This is a genomic window from Marinobacter sp. SS21, assembly GCF_028369065.1.
In the GTDB taxonomy this organism is placed as follows: Bacteria; Pseudomonadota; Gammaproteobacteria; order Pseudomonadales; family Oleiphilaceae; genus Marinobacter.
On the sequence record NZ_JAQNDA010000018.1, the window covers coordinates 1 to 25,794 of the forward strand.

Annotated in this window: 25 protein-coding genes and 1 pseudogene; 11 read left to right on the forward strand and 15 right to left on the reverse strand. The window is 54.5% G+C overall.

Going from position 1 to position 25,794, the window contains the following annotated elements:
- The first annotated feature begins 190 nt into the window (after positions 1-190).
- Positions 191-526 carry a hypothetical protein gene (locus N6L25_RS17040; protein WP_271982835.1) on the forward strand — a complete coding sequence of 112 codons (336 nt, stop codon included), beginning with the start codon at positions 191-193 and terminating at the stop codon, positions 524-526.
- Positions 527-580: 54 nt separating this feature from the next.
- Here N6L25_RS17040 and N6L25_RS17045 read toward each other — a convergent pair whose 3' ends face one another.
- Together N6L25_RS17045 and N6L25_RS17050 are read right to left on the reverse strand one after the other, a co-directional pair.
- Entirely contained in the window at positions 581-826 is a 246-nt protein-coding gene (locus N6L25_RS17045; protein WP_271982997.1) for a helix-turn-helix domain-containing protein, read from the reverse strand.
- A 27-nt stretch (positions 827-853) separates the two neighbouring features.
- A complete protein-coding gene (locus N6L25_RS17050; RefSeq protein WP_271982838.1) occupies positions 854-1,225 on the reverse strand; it encodes a winged helix-turn-helix transcriptional regulator in 372 nt (123 codons plus the stop codon).
- Between the two features lie 106 nt (positions 1,226-1,331).
- On the opposite strand from N6L25_RS17050, the gene N6L25_RS17055 reads away from it, so the two are divergent.
- The 5 genes and pseudogenes from N6L25_RS17055 to N6L25_RS17075 form a co-directional block, all read left to right on the forward strand.
- Positions 1,332-1,916, forward strand: coding sequence for an NAD(P)H-dependent oxidoreductase (locus N6L25_RS17055; protein WP_271982841.1), 585 nt, complete (start codon positions 1,332-1,334; stop codon positions 1,914-1,916).
- Positions 1,917-1,934: 18 nt separating this feature from the next.
- Entirely contained in the window at positions 1,935-2,306 is a 372-nt protein-coding gene (locus N6L25_RS17060) for a hypothetical protein (protein WP_271982844.1), read from the forward strand.
- Positions 2,307-2,378: 72 nt separating this feature from the next.
- Positions 2,379-2,780, forward strand: coding sequence for a GFA family protein (locus tag N6L25_RS17065; protein ID WP_271982846.1), 402 nt, complete (start codon positions 2,379-2,381; stop codon positions 2,778-2,780).
- Positions 2,781-2,810: 30 nt separating this feature from the next.
- On the forward strand, positions 2,811-3,476 hold the full coding sequence (locus N6L25_RS17070; RefSeq protein WP_271982849.1) for a DsbA family oxidoreductase: 666 nt from the start codon (positions 2,811-2,813) through the stop codon (positions 3,474-3,476).
- A 4-nt stretch (positions 3,477-3,480) separates the two neighbouring features.
- Positions 3,481-3,675: pseudogene (locus N6L25_RS17075) on the forward strand (aldehyde dehydrogenase family protein); the annotation flags it as partial.
- 19 nt (positions 3,676-3,694) lie between these two features.
- Here N6L25_RS17075 and N6L25_RS17080 read toward each other — a convergent pair.
- Positions 3,695-4,267, reverse strand: coding sequence for an acyloxyacyl hydrolase (locus N6L25_RS17080; RefSeq protein WP_271982852.1), 573 nt, complete (start codon positions 4,265-4,267; stop codon positions 3,695-3,697).
- Positions 4,268-4,600: 333 nt separating this feature from the next.
- Here N6L25_RS17080 and fdhD point away from each other — a divergent pair, with 333 nt between their 5' ends.
- Positions 4,601-5,392 carry a formate dehydrogenase accessory sulfurtransferase FdhD gene (gene fdhD, locus N6L25_RS17085; protein WP_271983000.1) on the forward strand — a complete coding sequence of 264 codons (792 nt, stop codon included), beginning with the start codon at positions 4,601-4,603 and terminating at the stop codon, positions 5,390-5,392.
- 58 nt (positions 5,393-5,450) lie between these two features.
- On the opposite strand, the gene N6L25_RS17090 is transcribed toward fdhD, so the two are convergent.
- On the reverse strand, positions 5,451-7,775 hold the full coding sequence (locus N6L25_RS17090) for an FdhF/YdeP family oxidoreductase (RefSeq protein WP_271982855.1): 2,325 nt from the start codon (positions 7,773-7,775) through the stop codon (positions 5,451-5,453).
- A 605-nt stretch (positions 7,776-8,380) separates the two neighbouring features.
- On the opposite strand from N6L25_RS17090, the gene N6L25_RS17095 reads away from it, so the two are divergent.
- A complete protein-coding gene (locus N6L25_RS17095) occupies positions 8,381-9,274 on the forward strand; it encodes a LysR family transcriptional regulator (protein WP_271982858.1) in 894 nt (297 codons plus the stop codon).
- A 39-nt stretch (positions 9,275-9,313) separates the two neighbouring features.
- Here the strand turns inward: N6L25_RS17095 and N6L25_RS17100 are convergent, their stop codons facing one another.
- From N6L25_RS17100 to N6L25_RS17110, 3 genes are all read right to left on the reverse strand, one after another.
- Positions 9,314-9,589, reverse strand: a complete 276-nt coding sequence (locus tag N6L25_RS17100; protein ID WP_271982861.1) for a hypothetical protein — start codon at positions 9,587-9,589, stop codon at positions 9,314-9,316.
- A gap of 177 nt (positions 9,590-9,766) precedes the next feature.
- On the reverse strand, positions 9,767-10,345 hold the full coding sequence (locus N6L25_RS17105) for a porin family protein (protein WP_271982863.1): 579 nt from the start codon (positions 10,343-10,345) through the stop codon (positions 9,767-9,769).
- Positions 10,346-10,462: 117 nt separating this feature from the next.
- Positions 10,463-11,053, reverse strand: coding sequence for an NADPH-dependent FMN reductase (locus N6L25_RS17110; protein WP_271982866.1), 591 nt, complete (start codon positions 11,051-11,053; stop codon positions 10,463-10,465).
- 308 nt (positions 11,054-11,361) lie between these two features.
- On the opposite strand from N6L25_RS17110, the gene N6L25_RS17115 reads away from it, so the two are divergent.
- Entirely contained in the window at positions 11,362-13,497 is a 2,136-nt protein-coding gene (locus N6L25_RS17115; RefSeq protein WP_271982869.1) for a TonB-dependent receptor plug domain-containing protein, read from the forward strand.
- Here N6L25_RS17115 and N6L25_RS17120 read toward each other — a convergent pair.
- The 8 genes from N6L25_RS17120 to N6L25_RS17155 all read right to left on the reverse strand — a co-directional run bounded on the left by N6L25_RS17120 (position 13,494) and on the right by N6L25_RS17155 (position 22,955).
- A complete protein-coding gene (locus N6L25_RS17120; protein WP_271982872.1) occupies positions 13,494-14,312 on the reverse strand; it encodes a hypothetical protein in 819 nt (272 codons plus the stop codon). The genes N6L25_RS17115 and N6L25_RS17120 overlap by 4 nt on opposite strands.
- On the reverse strand, positions 14,309-15,142 hold the full coding sequence (locus N6L25_RS17125; RefSeq protein ID WP_271982875.1) for a citryl-CoA lyase: 834 nt from the start codon (positions 15,140-15,142) through the stop codon (positions 14,309-14,311). Before N6L25_RS17125 ends, N6L25_RS17120 begins: the two co-directional genes overlap by 4 nt.
- A gap of 51 nt (positions 15,143-15,193) precedes the next feature.
- The gene (locus N6L25_RS17130; protein WP_271982878.1) at positions 15,194-16,918 is read right to left on the reverse strand and encodes a thiamine pyrophosphate-binding protein; all 1,725 of its coding nucleotides are present in this window, start codon (positions 16,916-16,918) and stop codon (positions 15,194-15,196) included.
- Between the two features lie 360 nt (positions 16,919-17,278).
- Entirely contained in the window at positions 17,279-18,973 is a 1,695-nt protein-coding gene (locus N6L25_RS17135) for a GGDEF domain-containing response regulator (protein WP_271982881.1), read from the reverse strand.
- Between the two features lie 12 nt (positions 18,974-18,985).
- Positions 18,986-19,432 (reverse strand): response regulator, encoded by a 447-nt coding sequence (locus N6L25_RS17140; protein WP_271982884.1) that lies wholly within the window; start codon positions 19,430-19,432, stop codon positions 18,986-18,988.
- 137 nt (positions 19,433-19,569) lie between these two features.
- On the reverse strand, positions 19,570-21,030 hold the full coding sequence (locus tag N6L25_RS17145) for an ATP-binding protein (RefSeq protein WP_271982887.1): 1,461 nt from the start codon (positions 21,028-21,030) through the stop codon (positions 19,570-19,572).
- Complete coding sequence (locus tag N6L25_RS17150) at positions 21,027-21,575, reverse strand: YfiR family protein (RefSeq protein ID WP_271982890.1); 549 nt, start codon at positions 21,573-21,575, stop codon at positions 21,027-21,029. Before N6L25_RS17150 ends, N6L25_RS17145 begins: the two co-directional genes overlap by 4 nt.
- Positions 21,576-21,782: 207 nt before the next feature.
- On the reverse strand, positions 21,783-22,955 hold the full coding sequence (locus N6L25_RS17155) for a CapA family protein (protein ID WP_271982893.1): 1,173 nt from the start codon (positions 22,953-22,955) through the stop codon (positions 21,783-21,785).
- Between the two features lie 206 nt (positions 22,956-23,161).
- Between N6L25_RS17155 and N6L25_RS17160 the strand changes: the two genes are divergently transcribed.
- Positions 23,162-23,854, forward strand: a complete 693-nt coding sequence (locus N6L25_RS17160) for a DUF2914 domain-containing protein (protein WP_271982896.1) — start codon at positions 23,162-23,164, stop codon at positions 23,852-23,854.
- Between the two features lie 89 nt (positions 23,855-23,943).
- The gene (locus tag N6L25_RS17165) at positions 23,944-25,746 is read left to right on the forward strand and encodes a diguanylate cyclase (RefSeq protein WP_271982899.1); all 1,803 of its coding nucleotides are present in this window, start codon (positions 23,944-23,946) and stop codon (positions 25,744-25,746) included.
- The last annotated feature ends 48 nt before the right edge of the window (positions 25,747-25,794 follow it).

Sequence of the window (25,794 nt, forward strand, 5' to 3'; positions counted from 1 at the left end):
GAACACCGATTCCGGAAAATCCTGAAAAGTGTTCACCTTCGACCAGAATGGTTGTTCAAGTTGAACCAGAATCGGTGTTTACGTTCGTCCGGAATGAGTGTTCATGATGGGCCGGAATATGCAATTGAACGCATTTTGTACAACCTGAGTGCTATGAACTGCGCGTTGAGAGTTGGAAGGAGGGGGCAGAATGTTCGCCCAGAGAAATCCGTCATTAATGAAAGAGAATCAACAATACGCCGGAACCGGGGGCGTGAGTGAAAACAATGCGCAGGCCTGCTTCGTCCCCGCATTCAAGGACTCTTTTACCGGGCAGGTTGAAATTTCCCGATACCGTGACGGCAGGCCCGCGCCGTTCCACCTGGTCGACGGTTTACCTGACGAATGGGTATCTCATCGGGATTTGACCGGGCGGGTGGTGAAGATCAAAGCCTCTGTCATTTCCGGCTTTGTCCGTTTTGGCCAGTTTTTCACGCGTCAGGAAGCTTCTGACTATCTGGAACAGATGGGCTCTGGCGCTGCTTAGGGTAATAGCATCTGCCTTCACTTATGAACATGCTTGCACTTGGCGAAATTGGGTCTACCGGTGCGAGCCTCTCCATTTGGCGGGGGTTTTTCCTGTTGCGCCCTTAAACAGCCGGATGAAATAGCCCACATTCTCGTAGCCAACTTCGTAGGCCACTACAGCCACCGAGTTGACGGCCATGCTGCTGGAGATCAGCAGTTTCTTGGCTTTGTCGATCCGGACCTGCTGCAGATACTCAACCGGGGTAATGCCGGTGGCATTCCGGAAGCGCCTGGGAATTCCCCCCTGTTTTAGTGGCATCACCGATTAGATTTTTCCGCCTGAATACTATTCAATGTTGTGCGTTTCCGACCAAACCCTGAGATCGTCCAGAAACTTAAGAGCACTGGCGCCAAACTCTGTGAGCTCGTAGGTTACCGCCACCGGTCGGTCACTAATGACTTTCCGGATGACCATGTTCCGGGCTTCCAATTCCTTCAATCGTTGATCAATCATTTTTTTGCTGGCGCCTCCCAGCATACGGTTTAAGTCGTTGAAGCGCACGGGGCCATCCTTCAGATGAAAGATGATCGACCCCGTCCATTTCCCGCCAATTAACCGCATGCCTTTCTCGATTGCACAAGGTTCCTCACAGGCGTTGATCACTTTTTTTCGACCGTAACCATCTGTTTTTACGACGGCAGGGGAGTTGTTGTTCATCTCGATCACCAGGTTACTAAAAGTATACTAATTGATGTCGTATTCCAGGTAACCATACTATACCTGCAAACTTCAGTTAACCATCCTTTTGTGGAGATCCAGAGACATGAGCAACGTTTTAATTATCAACGCACACCACAAATATCCGTTTTCAGAAGGGCGTCTCAACGGTGCCCTGACCCAGATGGCCGACGAACTGCTGACAGCCAAGGGCCATGAAACCCGGGTTGTTGAAACTGATGCCGGTTGGGATGTCGAGAAAGAACTTGAAAATCACCGATGGGCCGACGTGATCGTTCTGCAATCACCCATTAACTGGATGGGGGTTCCCTGGACTTTCAAGAAGTACATGGACGAAGTGTATACCGCAGGCATGGGAGGCGCGCTTTGTCATGGGGACGGCCGAACTGCCGAGGCGCCAAAGGAGAATTACGGGGCAGGTGGCACCCTCACCGGCAAGAAATACCTGCTCTCGGTGACGTTTAATGCGCCTGAAGAATCCTTCAACGATGAAAACGAATACCTGTTCCAGGGCAAGAGTGTGGACGACCTGTTGCTCCCCATGCACATGAATTTCCGCTTCTTTGGCATGGAAGCGCTGCAAACGTTTGCTTGTTATGACGTAATGAAAAATGCCGATGTCGAGAATGATTTCGTACGTTTCGGGGCTCACCTCGAGGCTGTCATCTGAGGTCAACCGGAGGTCGATATGAACTTAATGAAATCATCCGTGATAGTGGTGGCGCTGGTGATGAGTGCTGCTGGGCAGGCCAGGAGCGAAGAATACGCGCTTGCGCACATTGCGTCGCCAGACCAGTACCAAGTACTCCTTGAGAACGAGCAAGTGCTCGTCCTTAAGATGGTGCTGGAGCCAGGGGAAGCCGACGTCGTTCATCGACATCATAACGAAACCGTCTATTTCCAGGAGGGCGGCACATTAGCCATTGCTGATCCTACCGGCGATGCGGTGGAGGTAGAGGTTCCGGATGGTCACGTCATGTGGCACGAGGCCTGGACCCATCAGGTGACCAACGTTGGTGACAGTTCGGTGACGGCGATCATCGTCGAGGCAAAGGACTGAAGCATTGTGGCTAGCCTGGACAGCCATGGTTCAGGCTAGCAACGTCGCATCGAAACACTGAGAATGTAGAAAATGAGCGATCAATTCAAGGTTCATTGTGATTGTGGCGCCGTCGAGGCCACCGCCACGGGAAACCCAAGAGTGCACGGTTTTTGCCATTGCGAGGATTGCCGGGAACTGCTTCAGGTACCTTATCACTCGGTGCTGGCCTGGGAGTCTGATCAGCTGGCGATCACCCGGGGGAAGGGCGAGAGCATCGAGTTCAAACACCCCAGCAAGAATATGACCCGGGTGTTCTGCAAGCATTGTGGTGAGGTGCTGTATAACACCAATGCGATGGGGTGGAAAATCGTTTCCCAGTTGATGTTCAGGAAATGTAACGATGACCAGTTGCCTGCGGGCTTCGAATCCAATGGGCATTTCTTCTATGGCCGGCGAATCGTCAACATTGATGACGCCTTGCCAAAACGGTGACCCAGGGCCGATAGGAAGGAGAGAGTTAAAATGTCGAGTCAGTCGGAAGTACGAGAAATAGACATCGATCTGGTGTCGGATGTGGTCTGTCCCTGGTGTGTGATCGGGTATCACCAGCTGTCGGAGGCTGCCCGCCGCAGCGATATTCAGATCAACGTAACCTGGCAGCCGTTTGAGCTGAACCCACACATGGCCGCCGAAGGTGAAAACCTCAGGGAACACCTGGCGAAAAAATACGGTACCACGCCGTTAGAGTCACGTGCGGCTCGTGAAAGACTGACAACCCTGGGCGCGGAGCTCGGCTTTCGCTTCAACTACGCCGATGACATGAGAATGGTTAACACTTTTCGCGCGCATCAGCTGATTCATTGGGCGGAGAGCCAAGGCAAAGGTGAAACAGCCAACCTGGCCTTATTCGAAGCATTTTTTACCGAAAGACGCGATCTCAACGACGTCGACGTTCTGTGCCGAGTCGCAGAATCGCTGGGCCTTGACGTCCTCGAAACCCGCGAGGTGTTGCAGAAGGAAACCTACGCTTCAGCAGTGCGGGAGCAGCAGGCGTACTGGCAGCAGCAAGGCATCAGCGGTGTCCCGGCGATGCTTTTCAACCGTCGCTATCTGGTAACCGGCGCCCAAGGCGTGGAGCGCTACATGGAAATTCTACAGACAGTGGTGGCTGAAACCGCCGTGACGTAAGGCCGGAATGGCTGGAATCAATACAGGCGTAAGTTCCACTGAAGATGCGCCTTCCGGCCGCATCAAGTACAGCGGAATCGGTCGAGAGGGCTCTCGATATGGGCTGGAGGATTACATGGAAATGAAATATGTGTGCCAGAGTGTGTATGAGCAATGGCGCGCCTATATAACTACGCATAATGTATATTATGTTAAATAGCATATGGTGCAGAACCAAATCACATCGGAATGCTCACTGAACACACCACCGATTCGGTGCCGGGGTTCTCTTTGCTTAAGCCGCCATTGGATAAGTGATAGATGGCCAGCCCTAACCGATATCGATTTGGAAAGCGATAGGACAGCTCGACGCCGGAACGGAACTCTGTGGAATGTCCAAGCCTCAGTCCCCGCCCTTCGTGGAAGACGCCCAGACCAAAACTCGGGGTGAGCAACCAATGCTCACGCACCGGGAAGTCACGGCGCATTTCAAAGTAGGTAAAAGTCGCCCCGTTATCCACCCAGACATTTCCCACGGTGGGAATCAGCTGATAGAAGTTCATCGGCTGAAAACGATACTCGAGACCGTATCGAGTAGCGTTGTCGAGTGAACGATCCAGCCCCACTTCGCCGATACTCAGATTCAGCAACGCTGGATCGCCTTCGGCATAAGCCTGTATTGGATGCAAACCGAGCAAAGTAGTTATCAATAGATGAAGACTCAATCGAATGACTGAAAGACGGCAGAGGTCGGCTGCTAAAGAATGTCGGTTTCCAGCGTTCGTGCAAGGTGATCTTGCGTTATTTTTCATCCGGACACCTGCACATTAGCCGATGTGTTGATCGGTACTTCCCAATCTGAGTCTATCCATGCCGGTATGTTGTCAATAAGAAATGGTTTGCTCTGGTGTTCCCAACTCTTAGCTTAGCTCAAAGGCTGCCGCGTTGCGGTCGCGCGTAGATTTCGAGTGGTTCTGAAAGCCAGCGGTGGTCGGTGATGATGCGTAGGCTCTCAAACAATAACTGATTTGATCGGTTGATCAGGCGATCAGCCAGTTCAATTGGACCTTCAAGATCAGGTGATTAATAATCTTTAAAACCAATCGGTTCGGTATCTTTTTGTTGAACCCGTTTCCTGGAGAAAGCTGATTACGTCCGCTCCCGTTTCATTTGAATATCGCGAAATAAACTCCCGCCCGACCTTGGGCAGTTCCAACCTTGCCCACGAAGCGGCGCTCGCGATTAGTTACAACGGCATTAACCAGGCAGTCATGATGATGTCCCCCGAGCATTTGGAGGATTTTGTCAGAGGGTTCAGTTTGAGCAATGGCTTCGTCGGTTCAGTGGACGAGCTATACGACATTCGGATATCCGGTTCAGGTGAGTCCTTTCAAGCAGACGTGGAGATTTCCAACCGCGCTCTCTGGGCGTTGAAGCGGTCCCGAAGACAACTGGCCGGAACCAGCGGTTGCGGTATCTGCGGTGTTGAGGCTATCGAACAGGCATTGCCTCAGCTAACAGCCCTCTCACCTGCCCCAATCCCAAACGCCGCATCGTTTAAAGACCTGCGACATAAAATATCGACAGTCCAGCATGCCGCCCGCCCCAGCGGGGCATTGCACGCGGCACTCTACGTTGCTGCGAACGGAGATATCAGTCTTTGCCGTGAGGATATCGGCCGCCACAATGCGTTGGATAAGCTGATCGGTGCGATGAGCAGATCGGCGACGGATCCTCGGGCGGGCTTCGCCGTTGTCACCAGCCGTTGCAGCTTGGAGCTTATTCAAAAGGCGGTTCGAGCGCGGTTCGGCACCCTTGTGAGTTTATCCGCGCCAACGGCCCTGACCGTTCAATGGGCCCGTCGGCTCAACCTGAATCTGATTCACATTCCGCACCATAGTGCCCCCAGGTTATACAGCCCTGCCCCGATCCTGTAATCCGCAACAGCACTCGCAGACACTGAATACGGCAAGGCGAGCAGAGTCCGTGCATTCGCTAGACCGGCGAGGCTGCTATCCGGTTCGTTGGGGCGGCCGTTTCGAGTTTGATAGCGATGAACTTGGAGGTTGGCGTGAAGGTTCGATCGCCATAGCTATCAAGCGGTACCAAGGGGTTGGTTTCCGGGTAATAGGCCGCGGCCTGTCCTGGCGGCAAATCGTAGGCGACCAGCATGAAGTTGGACACCCTCCGTTCGCGTCCATCGCTCCAAAGTGACACCAGATCGACCCTGTCACCGGGCTCGAAGCCCAGTCGACGAACATCCTTTTCGTTCACAAAGATGACGTCGCGCAGGCCAAACACGCCACGATACCGATCATCCAAGCCGTACAACGTAGTGTTGTATTGGTCGTGCGAGCGCAGGGTCTGAAGGATCAGGTCGGGTCTGCTGCCTTGTATCAGCACTTCGTTGTTAATCAGTTCCTTGGGAAGGACGCTCGGCATAAAGCGGGCCTTGCCAATACCGGTTTGCCAGATTCGCTCGGCGGCGGTATTACCCAGGTGGAAGCCACCGGGAAGCTTCAGCTTTTCGTTGAAATTTTCAAAACCGGGGATCGTATCCGCAATCATCTCCCGAATGCGGCTGTAATCGTCCGTAACGCTTTCCCAATCGATTGGATGGTTACCCAGTGTGGCCTTGGCCATGCCGGCGACGATGGCTGGTTCCGATCGCAATTGGGGGGAACTTGGCGTTAGCTGCCCGTAGGAGATATGAACCATGCTGAAGGTGTCTTCCACCGTCACCCCCTGCGGACCTTCGGCCTGCATGTCGATCTCGGTGCGCCCCAAACACGGCAGGATCAGCGAATCCCGTCCGGTGACCAGGTGAGACCGGTTGAGTTTGGTTGAGATATTGACCGTTAGATTGCAGTTACGCAGTGCCTGGTGGGTGCGGTGACTGTCCGGTGTCGCTTGAGCAAAGTTACCCCCCAGCGCGATGAAAACCTTAGCACGCTGCTGCTCCATTGCCTTGATCGCCATCACCGTATTGTGGCCGTGAAGACGGGGCACGTTGAATTTGAACCGTTGTTCCAGTGCGTCCAGTAACCGACTTGGAGGCCGCTCATCAATGCCCATGGTGCGGTCGCCCTGAACGTTGCTGTGACCTCGTACCGGAGACACGCCGGCTCCGGGCTTTCCAATATTGCCCCGTAACAACTGAAGGTTGACGATTTCCTGGACGGTCGCGACCGAATGGCGATGCTGTGTCACTCCCATCGCCCAGTACATGATTACCCGTTCTGCTCGCCGATACATTCGCGCGGCCAACTCCAGATCGTCAAGGCTCAATCCGGATTGCTCAACAATATGATCCCAGCTTGTTGCATCGACGACATCGAGGTACTCATCGAGCCCAGAGGTGTGCTCGTCAATAAATGCGTGATCGAAAACCGGTGGCAGCCCCTGCTCTCGCGCGTCACGCTCCCAGGCTAAGAGAAACTTGGCGATACCCCGCATAACGGCCATATCACCACCCAGCGCAGGCCGGAAGTAGGCGGTATTGGTGGGCTCCGAGCCATTTTTCAGCATTTCGAACGGATGCTGTGGGTGCTGGAAACGCTCCAACCCTCTTTCCTTTAACGGGTTGATGCAGACCACTTGGGCTCCACGCTGCACGGCCTCACGCAAAGGCTCAAGCATTCGCGGGTGATTGGTTCCCGGATTCTGTCCAATCACAAAAATCGCATCGGCCTTGGCCAGATCCTCAAACACCACGGTGCCCTTACCGACCCCAAGGCTTTCCTTCATCCCCACACCGCTGGCTTCATGGCACATGTTGGAACAGTCGGGAAAGTTATTGGTACCAAACGCTCGGACGAACAACTGGTACAGGAAAGCCGCCTCATTACTAGCTCGGCCCGAAGTGTAGAATTCCGCCTGGTCGGGTGAATCGAGGGCTTGCAGGTGGTGGCTGATCAGGGCAAACGCCTCCTCCCAGGTGGTTTCGACATAATGATCCGTGGCTGCGTTGTATCGCATGGGATGGGTAAGTCGGCCTTGATATTCAAGCCAGTAGTCGGTCTGATGGGAAAGCTCTGATACGCTGTACTTTGCAAAAAAACCAGGATCCACCAGCCTACCAGAGGCTTCCCAGTTCACCGCCTTTGCGCCATTTTCGCAGAACTTCACCAACCCTTTCTCGGGGGCGTCTCCCCATGCGCATCCTGGACAGTCGAACCCTTTGTTCTGGTTGGTTTTGAGCATCGCCCGGATATTATTGACCGCATTGCCGCTTTCCAACCAGCTTTTGGTGACGCTTTTGAGGGCGCCCCAACCCCCAGCCGGTTTGTCGTAAGGCTTTATCGGTTCATTATCGCTCACAGCGGACTCCCGGCGGCTATTCGATTTGATGACTTCACGTTTGCTGGCACGATCTCCCAAAGGGGCCAGTAAAAATATAATCATCATGGCAAGTTGCGGCCAATCGAAAATTAGAAACGATCGATCAGTTCTGTCTATGACCACCGAAGAAATTCCTGCCGTTTCGGGCGATAGAGTGGAATGATCACGCGTTCAGAAGCATCGATTTGACGTCAATCAGAGATCGGCGTTGAATAACTAGGGAGTCTCTGATTAACTCCGGATCACCTCTGGCATTCAGAGCCATTCACAATCAAGGCGCGACTTTGCAGTAATGTCTGGACCTTGCAAAAAGGCGCAACGCCGAGTGTGGATGGCTCTGAACGCCCCGCAGGGCGCGTTCTGAAGGCTGCACCTGCGGCGTTGCGGCTCTTGCCAAGGCCAAGTTCTTTATCAAAACAGGGCCATTGGCTGCGAACCGCGTCTTGCATCTACAGCCTTCAGATCGCGCAGAGGTGATTCGGAGTTAATCAGAGGCTCCCGAGGGAGCGGATTGGTTCTTTGTTGGCTAACGCTTACCAGTTCGATGACCCGTCTAAACTCAACCAACGCAGTTGCTCGTTCCCATGGACATCAAACAACTCAAATTTCTCATTGCCCTGGACCAGACGCGCCATTTTGGAAAAGCCGCAGAGCTTTGTCATGTGACTCAGCCAACGCTGTCCATGAGACTTCGCAACCTGGAAGACGAGCTGGACCTTGTTTTGGTGGCCCGCGGCCAGCGGTTCGAGGGTTTTACCGAAGCCGGCGAGCGAGTATTGGCCTGGGCCCGAACGCTCATGGCAGCCTATGACGGACTGCAATCGGAGGCGGCAAGCTGCCGGGGACAACTGGTCGGCAGCCTGCGGCTTGGAACCGTGCCACTGTCCAGTCTCAATCCGATGGCGTTGGTGGCGCCCCTGTCGCGCCAACACCCCGAGTTATGTTTTCAGCTGACTTCGATGAGTTCGGAACAGATTCTTGACGGCATGAGCCGTAACAAGATCGATCTAGGGCTGTGCTATCTCGAGCAAGTCGAACCCGATCAGTTCGATTGGATTGAGCTGGGCGCTACCACCATGGGTCTGCTCTACGACACCCGACACTTTCAGTTCGATAAAGCGGAGTTAACCTGGGAAGATGTTAGCCATGTACCGCTGGGTCTTCTGACACAGGGCATGCACTACCGCCACTCGATCGCGCTGAGCTTCAGTAGCAGAGGGTTGGACCCCCGCCCCATTGTTGAAAGTGACTCCACTTTTCAATTGGTGCAAGCGGTGGGAGCCGGAATCTGCTGCGCCATCATGCCTCTACACAGCGGGGTTGAGTCATTGAGCGATTACCTGCGGATTCTACCTGTTGCCAACGCAAAGACCACCGCGCCGATCGGGCTGTTGATGCGTCGGGCGGAACCAAGATCCGCTCTGGCGGAAAAGTGCTTTGAAGAGGCGCGGGCAATCTTTGCTACACCGGGCAGCTGAAGGGACCCAGAGGTTTAAATGGGCCTTACGAGCAGGCCGTTAATCGGGTATGTGCAGGAAGGTCACCCGATCTTTCGTGAAGGAGATCTCAGTGCCATCCGCTTTGCGCAAGGTGTATTCGCCGCTGAACAAATCAATGGTTAAATCGCCCTTGAGCTCGCAGGCCTCGGTGACGCATCCATCCAGAAAAACGGTGACGTCTTTTGTGGTCTGCAACGCGGGCGCAATATAGAGTCCGATAACGACGATTATTGGAATCAGCCACCAAAATTTAATTCGTTGCCTGAGTGTGTCGTTATCGCCGATTAATGCCATGAGCGGGCGTCTCTTGAAGCGGAATAGGAATAGAAGGAAAGCGCGTTCGGTAGCACAAGGGCTCGGGTCAGTTTAACACTCAAGGTCGTGACAGTGCGATTGATGTCAGTTGCGGTGTTTGTACCGGGGGCTTGCGATTCAGCGCCAGCCCCCGGCTGTTTAAACAGGTTGAGGTTGTCAGAACATGAAAGTCAGGCCGACGCTGAGACCATCGATGGTATCGTCGTCCTTGTCAAAGTACCTCATATACTCGAGATTGCCTGACAGTTCTTTGGACATCTCCAGGTTAACTCCCAGGCCATAGGACAGATCAGATTCGTCGTCCTTGAATGTTCCGAACACGGTGTCCAGTTCCAACTCGATCCTGGTAAAGCCGATGATGGCGTATGGCGTAGCGGGTGACTCGTTGGCCAGGTTCAGCGTAGCGTAGCCGCCAAAGAAATTGTCCATGGAGAGTTCGGCGCCGTCGATCCGGTCGTCGTCAACGCCAAAACCACCGCGTGCTTCAACGCCCAAATACGGTGTGGCCAACACGCCGACCTTGGCAGACAAGGTACCTACATCAGCGTCATCGAGTCCGTCCAGGTCAATGTTCATGAACGAATAGTTAAGACCGGCATAGGCACCACCAACGCCAGATTTGTACATATCTCCTGCCTGTGCCCCCAGGCTGGTCAACCCGGCCGCCACTGCCAGGCCCAATAACATCAATGTCCGTTTGTTGGTTGCGCTACGCTTCATTCGACTAATCTCCATGTTTCACTCCTATTTAGCTAACCCCTTGAAGTTTGCATCATTTGAGACCGGAAACCAGAAATACGTTAAAAGATAACGTCATTTTAATGGTGGAATAGGGCCCGCCAGGTTTGGCCTTCAGTCATCGCCCTGCTCCCGCATGATGGCTTCCAGGCTGATCTTCGGGCAGACCGCGTTATTGATGTAATCCATCAGGCTGGTGGCGGCTCTACGAATGTTCTTTTCCGCCGCTGGATCCGTGCAACGGCCGCTCTCATCAAACACTTGCTGGACATGGGCGATGGATACAGCGAGAGGGAGTGGAACGGCGCCAACGTGGGCGCAGATGGCGCGAAGCTGCTCCGTGGATTTGACCGCGCCAATGGTGCCGGCAGCGACCCCGAGAATTGACACAGGCTTACCGGCCAGCATGCTGGGAAATCCCAGGTTATCGATGGCGAGCTTCATCGGGCTGCTGATGCCGCCATGGTATTCAGGGGAAGCCAGTAAGACACCCGTAGCCTCTTTAACCTGGAGTTGAAACTGCGCGATGGCATCAGGTTGCTTTGCCGGCAAACCGGGTAGTGGCAGATCCAGTGGTGCCAGCTGAATGGTTGTTACCTTCACATTTGGGACCGAGCGGAGTTCAGAAACCGCAAGCTCCAGCGCCATATTGGTGTAGTTTCCCGGCCGTACGCTGCCACAGATTGCAACAATATTTATGGTCATGTGATTCGTTCTCCTGGGGTGATCTCGCTCTTTACAATCGGTTGTTCGGAAATCAGAGGCCCCTTAAAACTAGCAGAGCGTGTGCTACCTGCCCGAAAGGTCGATATTTTTTCTGTCCCTACGGCACCTTGCACATTACTCAGCAGAGTCTAGACTTCGGATCAACAAGGAGTTTTTGGAAATCAGGCAGATGATTGCTCGGCTTATCACCAATTTTTCTGTTGGCTCTGGCCAAAGCTTGCCTTTAGTGTTAGAAACTAACTCCAATTCATTGAAATCCCTAGTTAATGGAAATGGGGCGCTACATTATGCTGCCAGGCACTCAGTGCACTCTCCGTTCTGCAACCAAGCGCATTACCTCCGCTGGTCTGGTATTGGGTTGGGCGCTGCTGCCTTACTCCGCCCAGGCTCAGGGCAGCGACGACCATCTCTGGGATATTTCACTGGAAGAGCTGGGCCAGATCCGGGTGGTGTCCATCGCCTCCGGGACGGCGACACCGCTTGATAAGGCGGCGGCGATCACGTCGGTCATCAACGCGGATGAGATTGCCGCGATGGGAGCGACAGACCTTGACCAGGTTCTGGAAACGGTGCCTGGCCTCCACGTCACGCATTCCGATCAGGTGTTTTCGTCCAAATACATCTTTCGGGGCATTACCTCCAGCTTTAACCCTCAGGCCTTGCTGCTCGTTAACGGCATTCCGGTTACCACCATGATGTTTGGAAATCGGGGGAATGCCTGGGGAGGCATGCCGGTTAAGGCCATCAAGCGGATTGAGGTTATCCGGGGGCCTGGGTCAGCGCTTTATGGGGCCGATGCCTACGCGGGGGTCATTAACATCATCACAAAGGATTGGCGTGATACCCAGGGCGGAGTTATCGGTGGTCGAATCGGTAGCTTTAACTCCCGCGGCGGCTGGCTCGAAGCAGGCAACCAATACGACGACCTGGGCGTCAGCCTGATTCTGGAATACCAGAGCACCGACGGATGGCGTGAAACCATCGACCACGATGCCCAAACCAATTTCGATACCGCATTCGGAACGTCAGCCTCGCTGGCGCCGGGACCGGTCAACACCGCCATGGACCAGCTGGATGCGCGGCTAGACGTGGGCACCGACAACTGGCGCCTCCGTGCGGGGCTGCAGGACCGTAAGAATTTGGGCACCGGACCTGGCGTCGCCCAGGCTCTGGACCCCGAGGGACAGTTTGGTTCCCAGCGGATTAATGTCGACTATACCTACAATTGGAAAGAACTTGTCGAAGGTTTTGATGCCGAGGCCCGGGTCAGTTACTTCAATATTACCCAGGAGCCGGAGAACGACATCATACTTTTCCCTGCTGGTGCCTTTGGCGGGCTGTTTCCGGATGGCTTTATTGGCAGCCCGGGCTACAAGGAACACCAGGCACGTTTTGATCTTAGTTCGGTGTACCGGGGTTTTGACGATCATCGTCTGCACGCCGGCATTGGGGGTTTGTGGGCGGATCTGTACGAGGTAACGGAGAGCAAGAATTTTAATCCGGATTTTTCACCCAAGGGGGCTGTCGTCGATGTCTCCGACGACCCCGATCAGGTATGGATGCCGGAAGAAGATCGCACCAGTTATTATGCCTTCTTGCAGGATGAATGGCAGTTCGCCCAAAACTGGCAATTGGTTAGCGGTGTTCGTTACGACCATTACTCGGATTTTGGTCAGACCATCAATCCTCGTGCCGCCCTCATCTGGGCAACGACTGACTCGATCACCACCAAGTTGCTGTACGGACGTGCGTTTCGTGCGCCGTCGTTGAATGAGCTTCACGTTGCCAACAACCCCGTGGTTCAGGGTAATCCCGATCTTGATCCTGAAACCATCGATACCGTTGAACTGGCATTTGCGCACCAGGTGACGTCCGATTTGTTTTATGGATTCAACCTGTTTCACTATGAAATTGAAGATTTGATCACCCAGGAGGCCATCCCGGGCGCGGTCGCCACCGAGCACCGGAATTCCGGTGAGCGCACAGGCCATGGGGGGGAGTTTGAACTGAGCTACCAACCGCTGGATGTGTTAACGCTTGTTGCGAATTACGCCTATCAGGATGCGGAAGACGACCGTACCGGTGAATCGATGGGTGAAGCCCCCAACCACCAGGCCTACGTGCGTACCGAGTGGCAATTAACGCCCAAGCTACAGTTGACCACACAGGTGAATTGGGTGGGGGAGCAAGATCGGGGGGCGATGGATGCACGAGACCCGGTAGACGATTACACCACGGTTGATCTTACCTTGCGTACGAACGATACCCGCATGCCAGGCTTGGGGTTGTCTCTGGCAATTCGCAATCTGTTCGACCAGGATGTGCGGGACCCCAGTCCCTTTGCAGCTCCGGTTCCGTCCGTACCGGGTGACTTCCCGATGGCCGGACGCAACCTGGTTGGAGAGGTTAAATACGCCTTCTAGCTTGGCGTTTCTTCCTTATTATCAGACCACTCCCGCTTAGCCGGCCCTCCGTAGCAGATGCTGGTGCAGCGCATGGGGAAGAAGGCCCCTTCCGGCTTCTCGGCCGCATCCAGGAAACAAGGGGTCATGCCGGCCAGGAAAATGGGCGTCATGAACAATTGATATTCTTCAGCGTTCAGGCCAACGTCGGCCGCCAAAGCTGCATCAATGGCGGCAATGTTCATGGAGTAACCATAGGTGGTCCTCAGGTACTCGTAGACGTCCAGGGCCATGTTCAGAAAACGGCCGTCAGAAAAACCCCATTCTTTGGCCTTTTCCAGTGTGTGGGAGATGCGCTCATCCGCACTGGCCAGGGGGCGCCCGTAGCCGTAGATTATCCTGCCCTGGGATTTCTCCAATTCAACAAATTCGGTCAATGATTTACCCTCGTCACACCAGCGACCGGCCCGGTAGAAGAAGTCCAGTGCGCGCACTTCCGGGCGGCGTCCGTAGATGGAAGCTTCGGAAATGCTAAGCCCCGCCATTAAGGCCAGGGACGGCGTAGTTCGTACGCTGCCCGCCAGTGCCGTCACGTGGTTCGGCCATATCGAGGGGTCTGGAAAGCTGGTGGCGACATAGTAGTAGTTCAGCAGCCGGTACACTTGTTCACCAGGGTCCCGCCCAAGGATGCTGAACAGGTACAGATGCAGCCATTCGTAATTTCCTAGCTGCTTATGCAAATCCCTGCCATGCATAACCACTCGTTCGGTGAGAAAGGCCTTCCCGCGGTTGGTTAACCAATGGGACTCGGTGTCCAGTAAGCGGCGGTGGCTCATGAGTCGGCTCCTTCGTTTGCCATGCTGACATTGGCGCCTGGGTCGTTGGCCAATTCGATGGCGTCGCCATAGAACGGGAACTTCTTCCAGCCCATCTGCTGCTGCTCTAGAGCATGGACCGCGGCACCTGGTAGACGAAGGATGAGAAAGAGCATGCTACCCTGCTCCGGGTTAAGGCCAAGATCAACGAATGCCGCACCGGCAACACCGCTCATCGCCAGTGGATAGCCCACGCTGTGTTCCAGTTCTTCCCGTTGCTGGCTCAGCCAGGCCAGCGCACCCTGCTCAGGTGCCAAGCTGGTCAGTAGCTCAAGGGTGCTCAGCACTGGTGTAGGCGTATGGTCGCCGTTGGGATCAAAGCCTGGGGCGTGCTCCATAGGTGCCCAAATGTCAGCGCGTTCATCCTGCTCCGGTTTCCGAAGTCGCTGCTGCCATGTGGTAAGGTCCCGGCCACATTGTTGCCACAGCTCCATGGCCACGGCCACTTCCCGTGCGCCGCCGTATTGGCCCGAGCCGACGGCCAACGCCGCCATCAACGCAGACCCTGGATTAGTGCCTGCAACACCGCCGTTCATTGCAGCCCGGACACTGGCCTCCCGCGGTCCCGGATTTGCCAGGCTCATAGCGAGCTTTTCCAGCAGCACCGACATTGCCGGCGATGATCGTTCGCCCTTGAACAGAAGTAGCAGATACTCAAACCAACCTGCTTTTGGCACGACCTGGCCGTAAACGTCGTAGCCGCTGCAATAGCAAGCCCTTGCGGCGAATGGGTTGGACTCTTCGGATTCTTCGAACCAGAAGTTAGAGTGGTATACGTATTTGGAAGTCATGATTGCGTCGTCCCTTTCATCGCCTGGATTCAGACCTATCCGCTCAGACACTTACACCGCGCCGGTCAGTACTTTCATTCGTGAGCCCATGGGCGGAATTTCGTCGCCATCGACCACGACGTCCAATAGATATGGGCCCGGTTCAGCCAGGATGGCCGGAATATCGAGGGCCAGTAACTCCTCCATGGTTTCCAGGCGGCGCGACTTGACGCTCATGGCCTTGGCCATGTCCGCAAAATTGACTTTGGGCAGTGCGTTGCCGATCAATTCGCCGCCACTGAGTCCCTGGCCGTGTCGAACCATACCCAAGGCGGAATCATTAAGTACCACAAGCAGCACATTGAGATTTTCTTGCAAGGCCGTGGTGATCTCCTGACCCGACATCAGGTAACTGCCATCCCCGGTAAAACAAACCACTGGTTTGCTTTTTACAGCAGCTGCAACACCTACGCTGGCACCAATTGCCCACCCCATCGAAGCGAAGCTGATACCGATATGAAACAGGCTCTTCGCGGGGGCCAACTCAGCGGGTTTCTTGATGTTCCAATAGTGAATGCCCCATAGGAAACTATTCCCCGTATCCATCAAAACCCGGGTATCCTGAGGACATACCTCGCTCATGCGAGTCATCAGGGCCTGGGGCTTGATGGTTCCTTTTGTTACGAGGCATTTATTTGGATTATCAATTGTTATGTTCTGGGATGGCGGCTCGTTTTCCGTTCTGGGTGCCGGTCTTCGCCGTTTCGGATCATTAGCGAGCATCTTGGCAAAGGGCTTAAGCATCAGGCGCGGTGAACCGAGTACCACCAGGCGGGCAACCGTTGAGCGGCTTAAATGCTCAGGATTGTCGGACAAGTGAATCATCCGATCTGAAAGGATGGTGCTGGGGTCCCAGCCGCAAGTGGATACTTCATCCAGGGCGGTGCCGATGACCAGTACCCGCTCCGCATTTTCAGGCTTCAGAGCTTCCACAGCGCTACTGTGTCCGGCAAACCCGAATACGCCACGATGGGCCGGGTGGCTGCTGTCCACCAATCCCTTTCCTCTTGGTGTGGTGACCAACTGCCACCCTCTGGCCTCCACCAAAGCCAGGAGTTCGTTGATAGCGCCGGCAGCACCCTCTCCCAGCACAACCGTGACTTTGGCTACTATCGCCAATTCATTAAGGATCAGTTGCAGGGCTTCCTGGCTTGGTGCCACGTCATGGTTGATAAAGGCTCGCAAATTACCTTTACCCGCTGCGTTATCGACCGGTTGGCGCATAACATCAAGCGGGATGCTGAGGTGTGCGGGACCCGGTTGATTGCTCAGGGTATGGCTGATGGCCTGAAGCAATTTAGGTTCGAGCTGGGCAGAGTGGGAAACCAAAGTGTTGTAGCGGGTACAGCGGGAAAACATCTCAACGGTATTGATGCCGGTGCATGAGGTTTCCTGAAAGGATCCCTGGCCGAATTTTTCCAGTGAGGTTTGGGCGGTAATAACCAGCATCGGTATGCCATCGGTATAGGCCGATGCCACCCCAGTCAGCATGTTGGTTGCGCCGGGACCGGACGTGGAGCAACATACTCCGAGTTTGCCGGTTTCACGGGCATAGCCTTCTGCCATGAACGCGGCGCCGGTTTCATGCCTGGCGATGATCGGGCGGATGCCGCCCCTTCTTTCGCTGCGAGCCAGGGCGTTAAACAAGGGTTCAATGCTGCCGCCGGGAACCCCGAAAATATACTCGACCCCAAGGCGCTCAAGGTAACTGAGTATCAGATCCCCATTTTCATACATAACAACATCCTTTGTACGGTAAGATCAGAATCTGAGTGCTTAGGAGCCCCTGTCTAAATCCGAATCACCTCTGGCACCCAGAGCCATTCACAATCCAGGCGCGATGTTGCAGTAAAGTCTAGAACGTCCAGACCTTGCAAAAGGCGCAACGCCGAGTGTGGATGGCTCTGAAGGCCCCGCAGAGTACGCAGAGGCGATTCGGAGTTAATCAGTGGCGCCTTAACTTATTGTTGATTTGTACGTGCACCTATAAAAGCGGTTCGGTGTTACTGCTTGTCATCATTTGTATCGGGGTAAGCGCCAGGAAACTGAAGGAATTCGTCTGCGAGATTCGTGCTTGCGCGCTTCCCTTAACGTGAGCTACCCATTCAGCAATTCGGGTCTGGCGATGCCATACCCCTGGGCATAATCAAGCCCGATTTCAGCCAGTTTTTTCTTTACATCTTCGGTTTCGACAAATTCCGCAATGGTTTTCAGTCCGGCGGCGTGTCCAATACGATTGCAGGCGTCGACGATGCCCATGTCGATTGGGTCTTCGAGCATGTTGCGTACGAAGCTGCCATCCACTTTGAGGTAGTCAACCGGTAGCGTTTTTAGATACGAGAAGGAGCTCATTCCTGAGCCGAAATCATCGAGAGCAAATTTGAAGCCCTCTTCCCGTGATTGCTCGATGAACCCCAGAGTCAGGTTAAGGTGAGCGATCGCTGCGGTTTCAGTGATTTCGAAGCAGATGCGTTCAGGCCGAATGTTATAGCGGTCGACCATGCGCCGTATGTAGGTAAACAGTTCGCCATCGCTCAAGGAACTGCCCGAGAGATTGATGAAAAAGGTGCCAGCGGATTCTCTGCCAAGACCTGTTCGATCAAGGTAATTGAAAGCCAACTCAATGACATGGCGATCAATTTTGGGCATCAGGCTGAAGCGTTCCGCAGCAGGGATAAAGGCGCCAGGGGGGATGATCTCCTGTCCTTGCTTGAGTCGAACCAGAAACTCCGTTCGGAAGCCGTCCAGGTTCCGTCGTTGCAAGGCGACCATTTCCTGGTGACAGAGACAGAAACTTCCGCTTTGCAGGGCTTGCTGCAGGCGGCTGGTCCACTGCATATCCGTTTGCCTTTGCTGCATCTCCTTGTCGTTGGACTGATAGACCTGAACATTATTGCGGCCGCGATCCTTGGCCGCGTAACAGGCAAGATCGGCATGACTGAGCAGTTCGCTGGTGGTGTTGTACTCGCTTGAGATCACCACCATACCGACACTCAAAGACACCGAAAACGGTTTGTGCTGCCAGACAAATCGGTATTCGCCCACTTCTTCGCACAGGGATTCCGCCACCCGGCTGGCGTGCAGCGCGTCACAGCCCCGCAGCAGGACGCCAAACTCGTCGCCGCCCAGACGGGCTAGCGTATCATCCGATCGGATGTGGTTTTTCAGTAGTGAGGAGAGCTGTTTGAGCAGCTCATCACCGGCGATATGGCCGCAGGTGTCATTGATCACCTTGAACTGGTCCAGATCAAGGTACAGCAGGACATGATTACGCCCGGTCTCGCGTGCGTCCTGTAGGGCCTGCGCCAAGCGGCGCTCGAATTCACGGCGATTGGCGAGATCGGTGAGGCTGTCATGAAACGCCATATGCTCCAAGGTAGACTCAGCCTGACGCTTGGCCTTGCGGACGGAGCTTTCGCGGACTTCACGATCAATAGCGGGGAGCAACCGGGACAGGTTGTCCTTCATGATGTAATCCTGCGCTCCGGCCTTCATCGCGCTGACCGCAACGCCCTCGCCTATGGTGCCGGACACGATGATAACCGGAAGGTCCGCAGAATATCGCTTGGTCAGTTCCAATGCCTGAAAAGATGAGAACCCGGGCATATTGTGATCAGTAATGACGATATCCCAGTTTCCATCCCGCAACGCAGCCGCCATGGTGTCTTCACTATCGACCAGCGTGTACTCAGGATCGGCGCCGCCTTTTTTCAGCTCGCGCAAAAGCAGAAAGGCGTCGTCTTCCGAGTCATCAACCAGCAATATTTTTAAGCGGTCCGGTGTTTCAATCACGCATGGTACCTTTTAGACCTTTCGGACCGAGCCGGCCCTGGGCACTTTGTTAACTTGTAGCCAATATCGGGCCAGTACGTTCATCTGGTCCGTAAATTCGCGAAGATTAATGGGTTTGTTGATATAGCTGTTGGCGCCGAGCCGGTAGGCCTCGAGAAGTTCCCCGGGTTCGTCCGAAGACGTGACCATGATGACAGGCAGCCAGTTGGTCCTGGGCGAAGACCGAATTTTATTAAGTACTTCCAGACCATTCACCCGAGGAAGCTTGAGGTCCAGCAATACAACACCCAACTTGTTCAGGGCCTCGTCAGCACCGTTACCGAAAAGGTAATCGATGGCTGCCTGGCCATCTTCGAGGACGACAATCTGGCAATTCTTGCTTGCGTTCTTTAGCGCCCGAACGGTGAGAACCTGGTCATCGGGATTATCCTCTACCACCAGGATCGAATATCCTTCCATGCTGTTTAGCGTCCTGTTTCGGGATGTTTGGATAGGGCCGCCGAGTCCCTTTGCTCAAATAGCGCCTCGTCCTTTAAGTAGCATAGCCTTAACCAGGCATTTCATGCATTTCAGTTCGAAATGCTAACTATTTGAGTCTATCGCTGTTCGGCTGAATGGGGCAACTTAACGTAGAAGGTTGCCCCCTTACCCAACTCGGATTCCGCCCATACCTCGCCATGATGTCTGCGAATCACCCGGTAAACGGTAGCCAGTCCTATGCCGGTACCCCCAAACTCTGATGGCGTATGGAGCCGATTGAAGGCGACGAAAAGTTTTTCAACGTACTTCATGTCGAATCCAGCTCCGTTGTCTTGAACTTTCACCACCGCACCGGCGGAGTCGCTGGTGGAGGTCACTTCAATACGCCGCCGATCTTTCTTGGAGCTGTATTTCCAGGCATTCTCAAGCAAATTCTGGAACGCCACCCTGAGCATCCGGCTATCGCCGGTGACCGCCATATCGGGTTGAATATGGATCTCTGTGGGAGGACGGTCTCCAATGCTGCACAGTTCGTCACAGATTTCCTGCAACAGGCTGGTCAGATCAACCGGCTCTGCCTCTACGGTCTGCCTACTCACCCTTGAGAGCACCAGCAAACCGTCAATGAGGTTGCTCATGCGCACACTGGCGGCCCTGACCCGGCGCAGATAATCCTTGCCGAGGTCATTCAGATTTTCCTCACAATCTTCTTCCAGCGCCTGACTGAAACCTTCAATGGCCCGCAGGGGTTGACGAAGGTCGTGGGAGACCGAGTAACTGAACGCCTCCAGTTCGCGGTTAGCCAGACTGAGCTGGGCCGTGCGCTCCTCGACCTTCCGCTCCAGCGAGTCCCTACTCTCAAGTATCCTTCGGTTTTGGAGCTGGATCGTGCTGATCATGTCATTGAAGGTTGCGCTCAAGCGACCCAACTCATCGTGCCCGGACACCGGAGCGCGTATGGAATAGTCGTGCTCGATGGCGATTTGCTCAGCCGTATCCGATAGAGCAAGAATCGGATGAGAAACAATACGTTGCAGCTTATAGGCAACAAATAACAGAAGCAACTGTATCAGCAGGCCAATACCGACAGCGGCCATAACAAAACTTTGGATATGCGCACGTAATACCTTGAGGTGAGAATTGAGATAGATGTAACCTAGCACTTCCTGGTCAAGCGTGACGGGAACCATCAGCTTATAGGCATTGGCTTCAAACCCCATGACTGGAGCGGTGCTGAGATCGGGGCAGGTAACCTTATCGGGCTCGTTCAGGGATGTCAGGAGCATACCCGCGGCATCGAATACGCAGGCCTGGGTTATGGTCTCAATTTGCCGAAGGCTGGAACTGATGCTGCGAAGCTGCTCGCGATCTTCGAACAGCAGTGCCGCTGCTGACTGCTCAGCGAGGATCGATGCAATGACATGAAGCTCCGATTCCATCTGGTTTCGGTAGGTTCGATTTTCCAGCACGATCAGGCTGACGCAAACCAGGGCAATGCCAAGGGTGCTGACCAACATGGTCAGGAACAGGAGCTTTAGCCTGATCGGCCAATAACGCCAACGTAATTGATCGTTCATCGGATCACCTTCGCTGCCAGTTCCAGCAATCGCGAATTGATGGTTAGTCCAGCCTCACCGGCGGCCAGGAGGTTAATCTCAAATCGGATCACGTTGCCTTGCTTGACATAGCCCACAATGCCGCCGTGTCGGGTAAAGTCGGGAATATCGCTGATGGTCAGCATACCCTGTCGAGTGGCCTGTTCCAGAATCGCCCTGAGATTGAACCGTTCGGATTCACTCACAAAGAGCACATGACAGCCGCTCATCTCCGTCTGTTCGCTGGGAGTGCGTAACTGCAGAACACGGCCGTGAGCCTTACGGCCGACCAGCGGATCCAGTAAATCCTCAAATGGATCGTCCCCCAGCACGCATACGGTCAGTGGTGTGTCTTCTGATGGAGGCTGATTCCAGTTGATAAACCGGGTGAAGTTATAGAGAAAGGCCGCCTTTACCTCATATTCGGAGCGCACGGAGGCCTGCACCTGGGACAAGCCGACACAAAGCGTGATGGCGAGCAGGCCTTTCCATAAATTCAGTAGGCAACGTCTGATGCGTGTTCTCATTGAATCCCTTTCCTCAGAGATGCCTGCATAGGAAGTGGCTGCCGTTGTTTCGCAGCGGGGAAATGACTTGGAGATTCAAAGGATCCTTCACAAATACAGTCCGACCGGAGCTAATTCTGGAGGCTTGTGTGCCGAAAGTACTTATCGTACGGAAGGTTAGCAGCGGAATTCCCTACGTCAACCGGTTTCGTCGCCAACAGCTTGGAATTAGTCAAGATTTACATGTATTAGCCCTTTAGGGAGGACGGAAATTGGGGGGCAGTTCAGTTCGTGGTGCTGGTCAAGCATTCGCTTGATCCACTGAGCTTCGATGAACGATGCCCGAACCAACTGCAGCCGATGAATCCTGAAGGGGATTAACTCCAGCACGGCAACGATTCCGGTGTCCGAATCCAGCAATACGCGGTACAGCAATGTGAGTTCTGGGCGGAAGTCTTTAAAGTCACCAATGCCTTCGTAATCGTTCAGAAAGTCACCACAGCCATAGAGGATCAGCTTACCCCGGTAAATTTCGAAGGGTTTGATGTGATGGGACGAATGCCCATGGATGATGTCCACGGCCCCAGAATCAATCAGCCGATGGGCGAACTGGCGCATTGCAGGGTCCACACGGAACCCCCAGTTCGGCCCCCAGTGTATTGATAGGACGACCAGGTCGCCGTCGACCCGGTAGCGGGTAATGTCTTCGCACACCCGCTGGGTGCCGTTTTCGCCCAATTCCGGCAGGAGATTTACCCCGGGCCGGTAAGCCTGGGCCGCCCAGTCCTGCCCTACGCCACTGGAGGTCATGCCATAGGCAAACACTAACACTCTCCGGTTGGAATCGGCTGGATTCAGCACAGCGGGCAGGCCCGCCTGCTCGCGATCCTGCCCGGCCCCGGTGTGGGCGATGCCGGCTCGGTCAAGCGCTGCAAGAGTTTCAGTTAAGCCTGAATACCCCCAATCCAACACATGATTGTTCGCCAAAGAGCAAACGGTAATGCCGGCAGCCCTAAGGCAATCCATATTGTCCGGATTCATCCGATAGTGCACGGCCTTCCCCGGCCAGTAATTTTCAGAGCGCGTGACCGCTGTCTCGAGGTTTATGATACTCGCGGCGAGATCGCCCTGTGCGAGTATCGGTAACGCCTGCCCCCAGATGTATGACCAATCTACCTGCCGCGGAATCGGGCCAGAGGCGGATTCGGCCAAACTGACATAGCCCTCTGCCGATTTCATATAAGTCTCATGCAGCACGGGCGACAGGGGGTAAGCCAAGATCTGATCGATCCCTCGCCCGGTCATGACATCACCGCACAGCTGCAGTCGAAGCAATGCCGTGTGCTGATTGGTGCTAATACCGCCGCCCTGGACCATGCCGACCCCCTCATTACCAGTCATTGGAGGTCATCTGTCATGGGAAGTTCCGATGCCGCCGACGTTCCGACCTTAGTGTGCTGTCTTTTCAGTGCAATACTGTGTAAATTGAACCGCGATTGGTTACCCCCGGTAATTGCAGCAGGCCCATGAACGGACTCCGACACTCCCTTTCCATTCAGGTCAGCCGATCTTCTGACCAATCGGCGTCTCAGGTACAGGAGTATGTTGTGTACCATTGGGGGCGAATACTTGGCGCACTGAGCCTGGTTTTATTAACGGTTTCCGTTGTGGTTTGGGGTCTTTGGCAGTGGCAGTTCAGCGACGATAAGGCTGCGCAGGCTGCTCCCGGCACCATCGCTTATGGCGAGGATTCCGGTGAGAGTATGAGTCAGCCACCTGAGCGCACACAGCCCTCCAACCCGATCGAAACACCCCCTACTTTGCCTCTGCAGGCGTTTGCACCAGGCAGCGCGGGAAACGATCATCTGGCGATTCAGGCGGCGCCGGAGCAACCGCAGTTGATTCGGGAACCCGACACGGTATTTCCGGCGGAAGTTGCTATTCTTTCCCCACAGTTGGTCAGGGTACAGCTCACCAGTGGACTCAATGCTAAAGAGCCTGTGGATGAGCTGCCGGCAAGTATCGAATTGCCTGAAAATGAGTTATTGCGGATCTACCTGTTTACCGAAACCCGCAACCTCAATGGGAAGCTGGTTTATCACGACTGGAGCAGGAACGGGCGCCGAATGGCTCGAGTTCCGATCAGGCTTTACTCTGACACTATGAGGGCTTCGTCGAGTAAATTTATTGACCGGCATATGCTTGGATTCTGGCGTGTGACGGTCGTTAACGCCCGTGGCGAGGTGTACGCCAGCGTCGAGTTTGACGTCATACCAGAGCAAGACCACACGAAAGATTGACGGATAACCGACTTTTCCTAGCATGAAGTAAGTTGGAATCCAAACTGCTTACGAGAGCCAGGATGGTCATAAGCGAAGAATAAGAAACAATGGATGTAAAACAGAACTGGCCGAAACTCTCTCCGCGTACCCTGCTGACCTGCATTCTGATATTGGCTGTCATGCAGGCGTGGGCTTCGCCTTTACAGGCGTCGCCGCCCACAATGCCTGCCGGGCAGGATATCCCGACGATTATCGATATCAGTACGGTAGAACGAACCTCGCTCGCTCCGGCTCTTGAGCTGCTTGAGGATTCAGACCATCGCCTCACTTTTGAGCAAATTCAGACGCCGGTCCTGCAGGCGAGATTTCAGACCATTGGCGGCATTTCCCCTAATTTTGGGTTTACGTCGTCTGCCTGGTGGGTTCGTTTCTCGTTATCTAACTCCAGCAGTCAACCGAGGCAAGTCTTCATCCGTCAGGATTATCCGCTTATTGACCACCTCGATTTTTGGGCGCAGAACGATGGCGGCGAATGGCAGCACATCGCCACCGGCGACATGGAGCCCTTTCATCAGCGGCCAGTGGACCACCGGCTGTTTGTGTTCCCTGTCGATGTCCCGGCAAATTCCGAATTAACCTACTATTTGCGTTTCCAAACCCAGGGGGCGCTCAATATTGGCCTGTTCAGCCACAGCCCGCTGAATCTGACCAACATGATCAGCAAGGAATATCTCGCCTTGGGGATCTATTACGGCGGCTTTATCGTACTGCTGTTCTATAACTTGTTCATGTTCCTGACCGTGCGCGAACGCACCTTCGCGTACTATCTGATCTACCTGGCAAGTTACGGCCTCTATATGTCGCTGCACAATGGCTTGAGCTTTCAGATCCTGGTGCCGGATTATCCGCTGCTTGCCAACAAGGCGTTGCTGGTGTTGTTGTCCATCTCTTTGTACGGGGGGACACTCTTCACCCGTACAATCCTGAATTCCAAAGCCATTGCGCCCGTAGCCGACCGGATTGCCTATGCCATGCAGCTTGCCTCCCTGGCTGCCATGGTGATCGCGCCGTTCGTGAGTTATCACACCATGATCGTGCCGCTGGCGATATTAACGGTATTCCTTTGTATGCATCTGGTGCTGCTTGGGTTGTTGGCGCTCTCCCGGGGGACCGGCACGGCGCGTTACTACATGATTGCCTTTTCCGCCTTGCTGTTAGGCGTTTTTGTCTACATGGCCAAGACGTTTGGATTTCTCCCCCATAATGCGTTCACTCAAAACGCATTCCAGATTGGGTCGCTGCTGGAGATGGTGCTGCTGAGCTTGGCGGTGGCCAGCCGGCTCAACGAACTCAAACACGAATCGTCCACCGATGCGCTGACCCAGCTCTATAATCGCCGTTTTTTCAATGACCAGATACAGATTGAATTCAACCGCGCACAGCAGCAAGGTCAGCCTCTGTCGCTGGTAGTCCTGGATATTGATCATTTCAAGCGATTCAACGACCGTTACGGACATTCGAAGGGCGATTCTGCTCTGAAAGCTGTGGCAGGAATACTGAAGGCGGCGGTTCGAAAACCCTATACTGTGTGCCGGTATGGCGGCGAGGAGTTTGTGCTTATCCTGCCCAGCGCCTCGGTATCCGACGTAGCCATTCTGGCTGAGCGGGTTCGTCGAAAAGTGGAAAAGGATACCGCGGGCGTCTTTGATCTCACGGTCAGCATCGGGTTTGCCAGTCTGGATGCTGACAACTTCTCCAGCCCCGAGGAATTGTTCATCGCTGCGGACTATGCACTTTACACGGCCAAAGAAGCCGGGCGAAATTGCGCCATGGATTACAGTGCCTGTCAGGTCAGACGTAAGGAAGATCTTGGTCGGGCAGAGCCCGAGGCAGCAATCGACGGTGCCTAGGCAGCAGGTTGGGCGATGCCCCACCTCACCTACCAACGAAGCTACTTC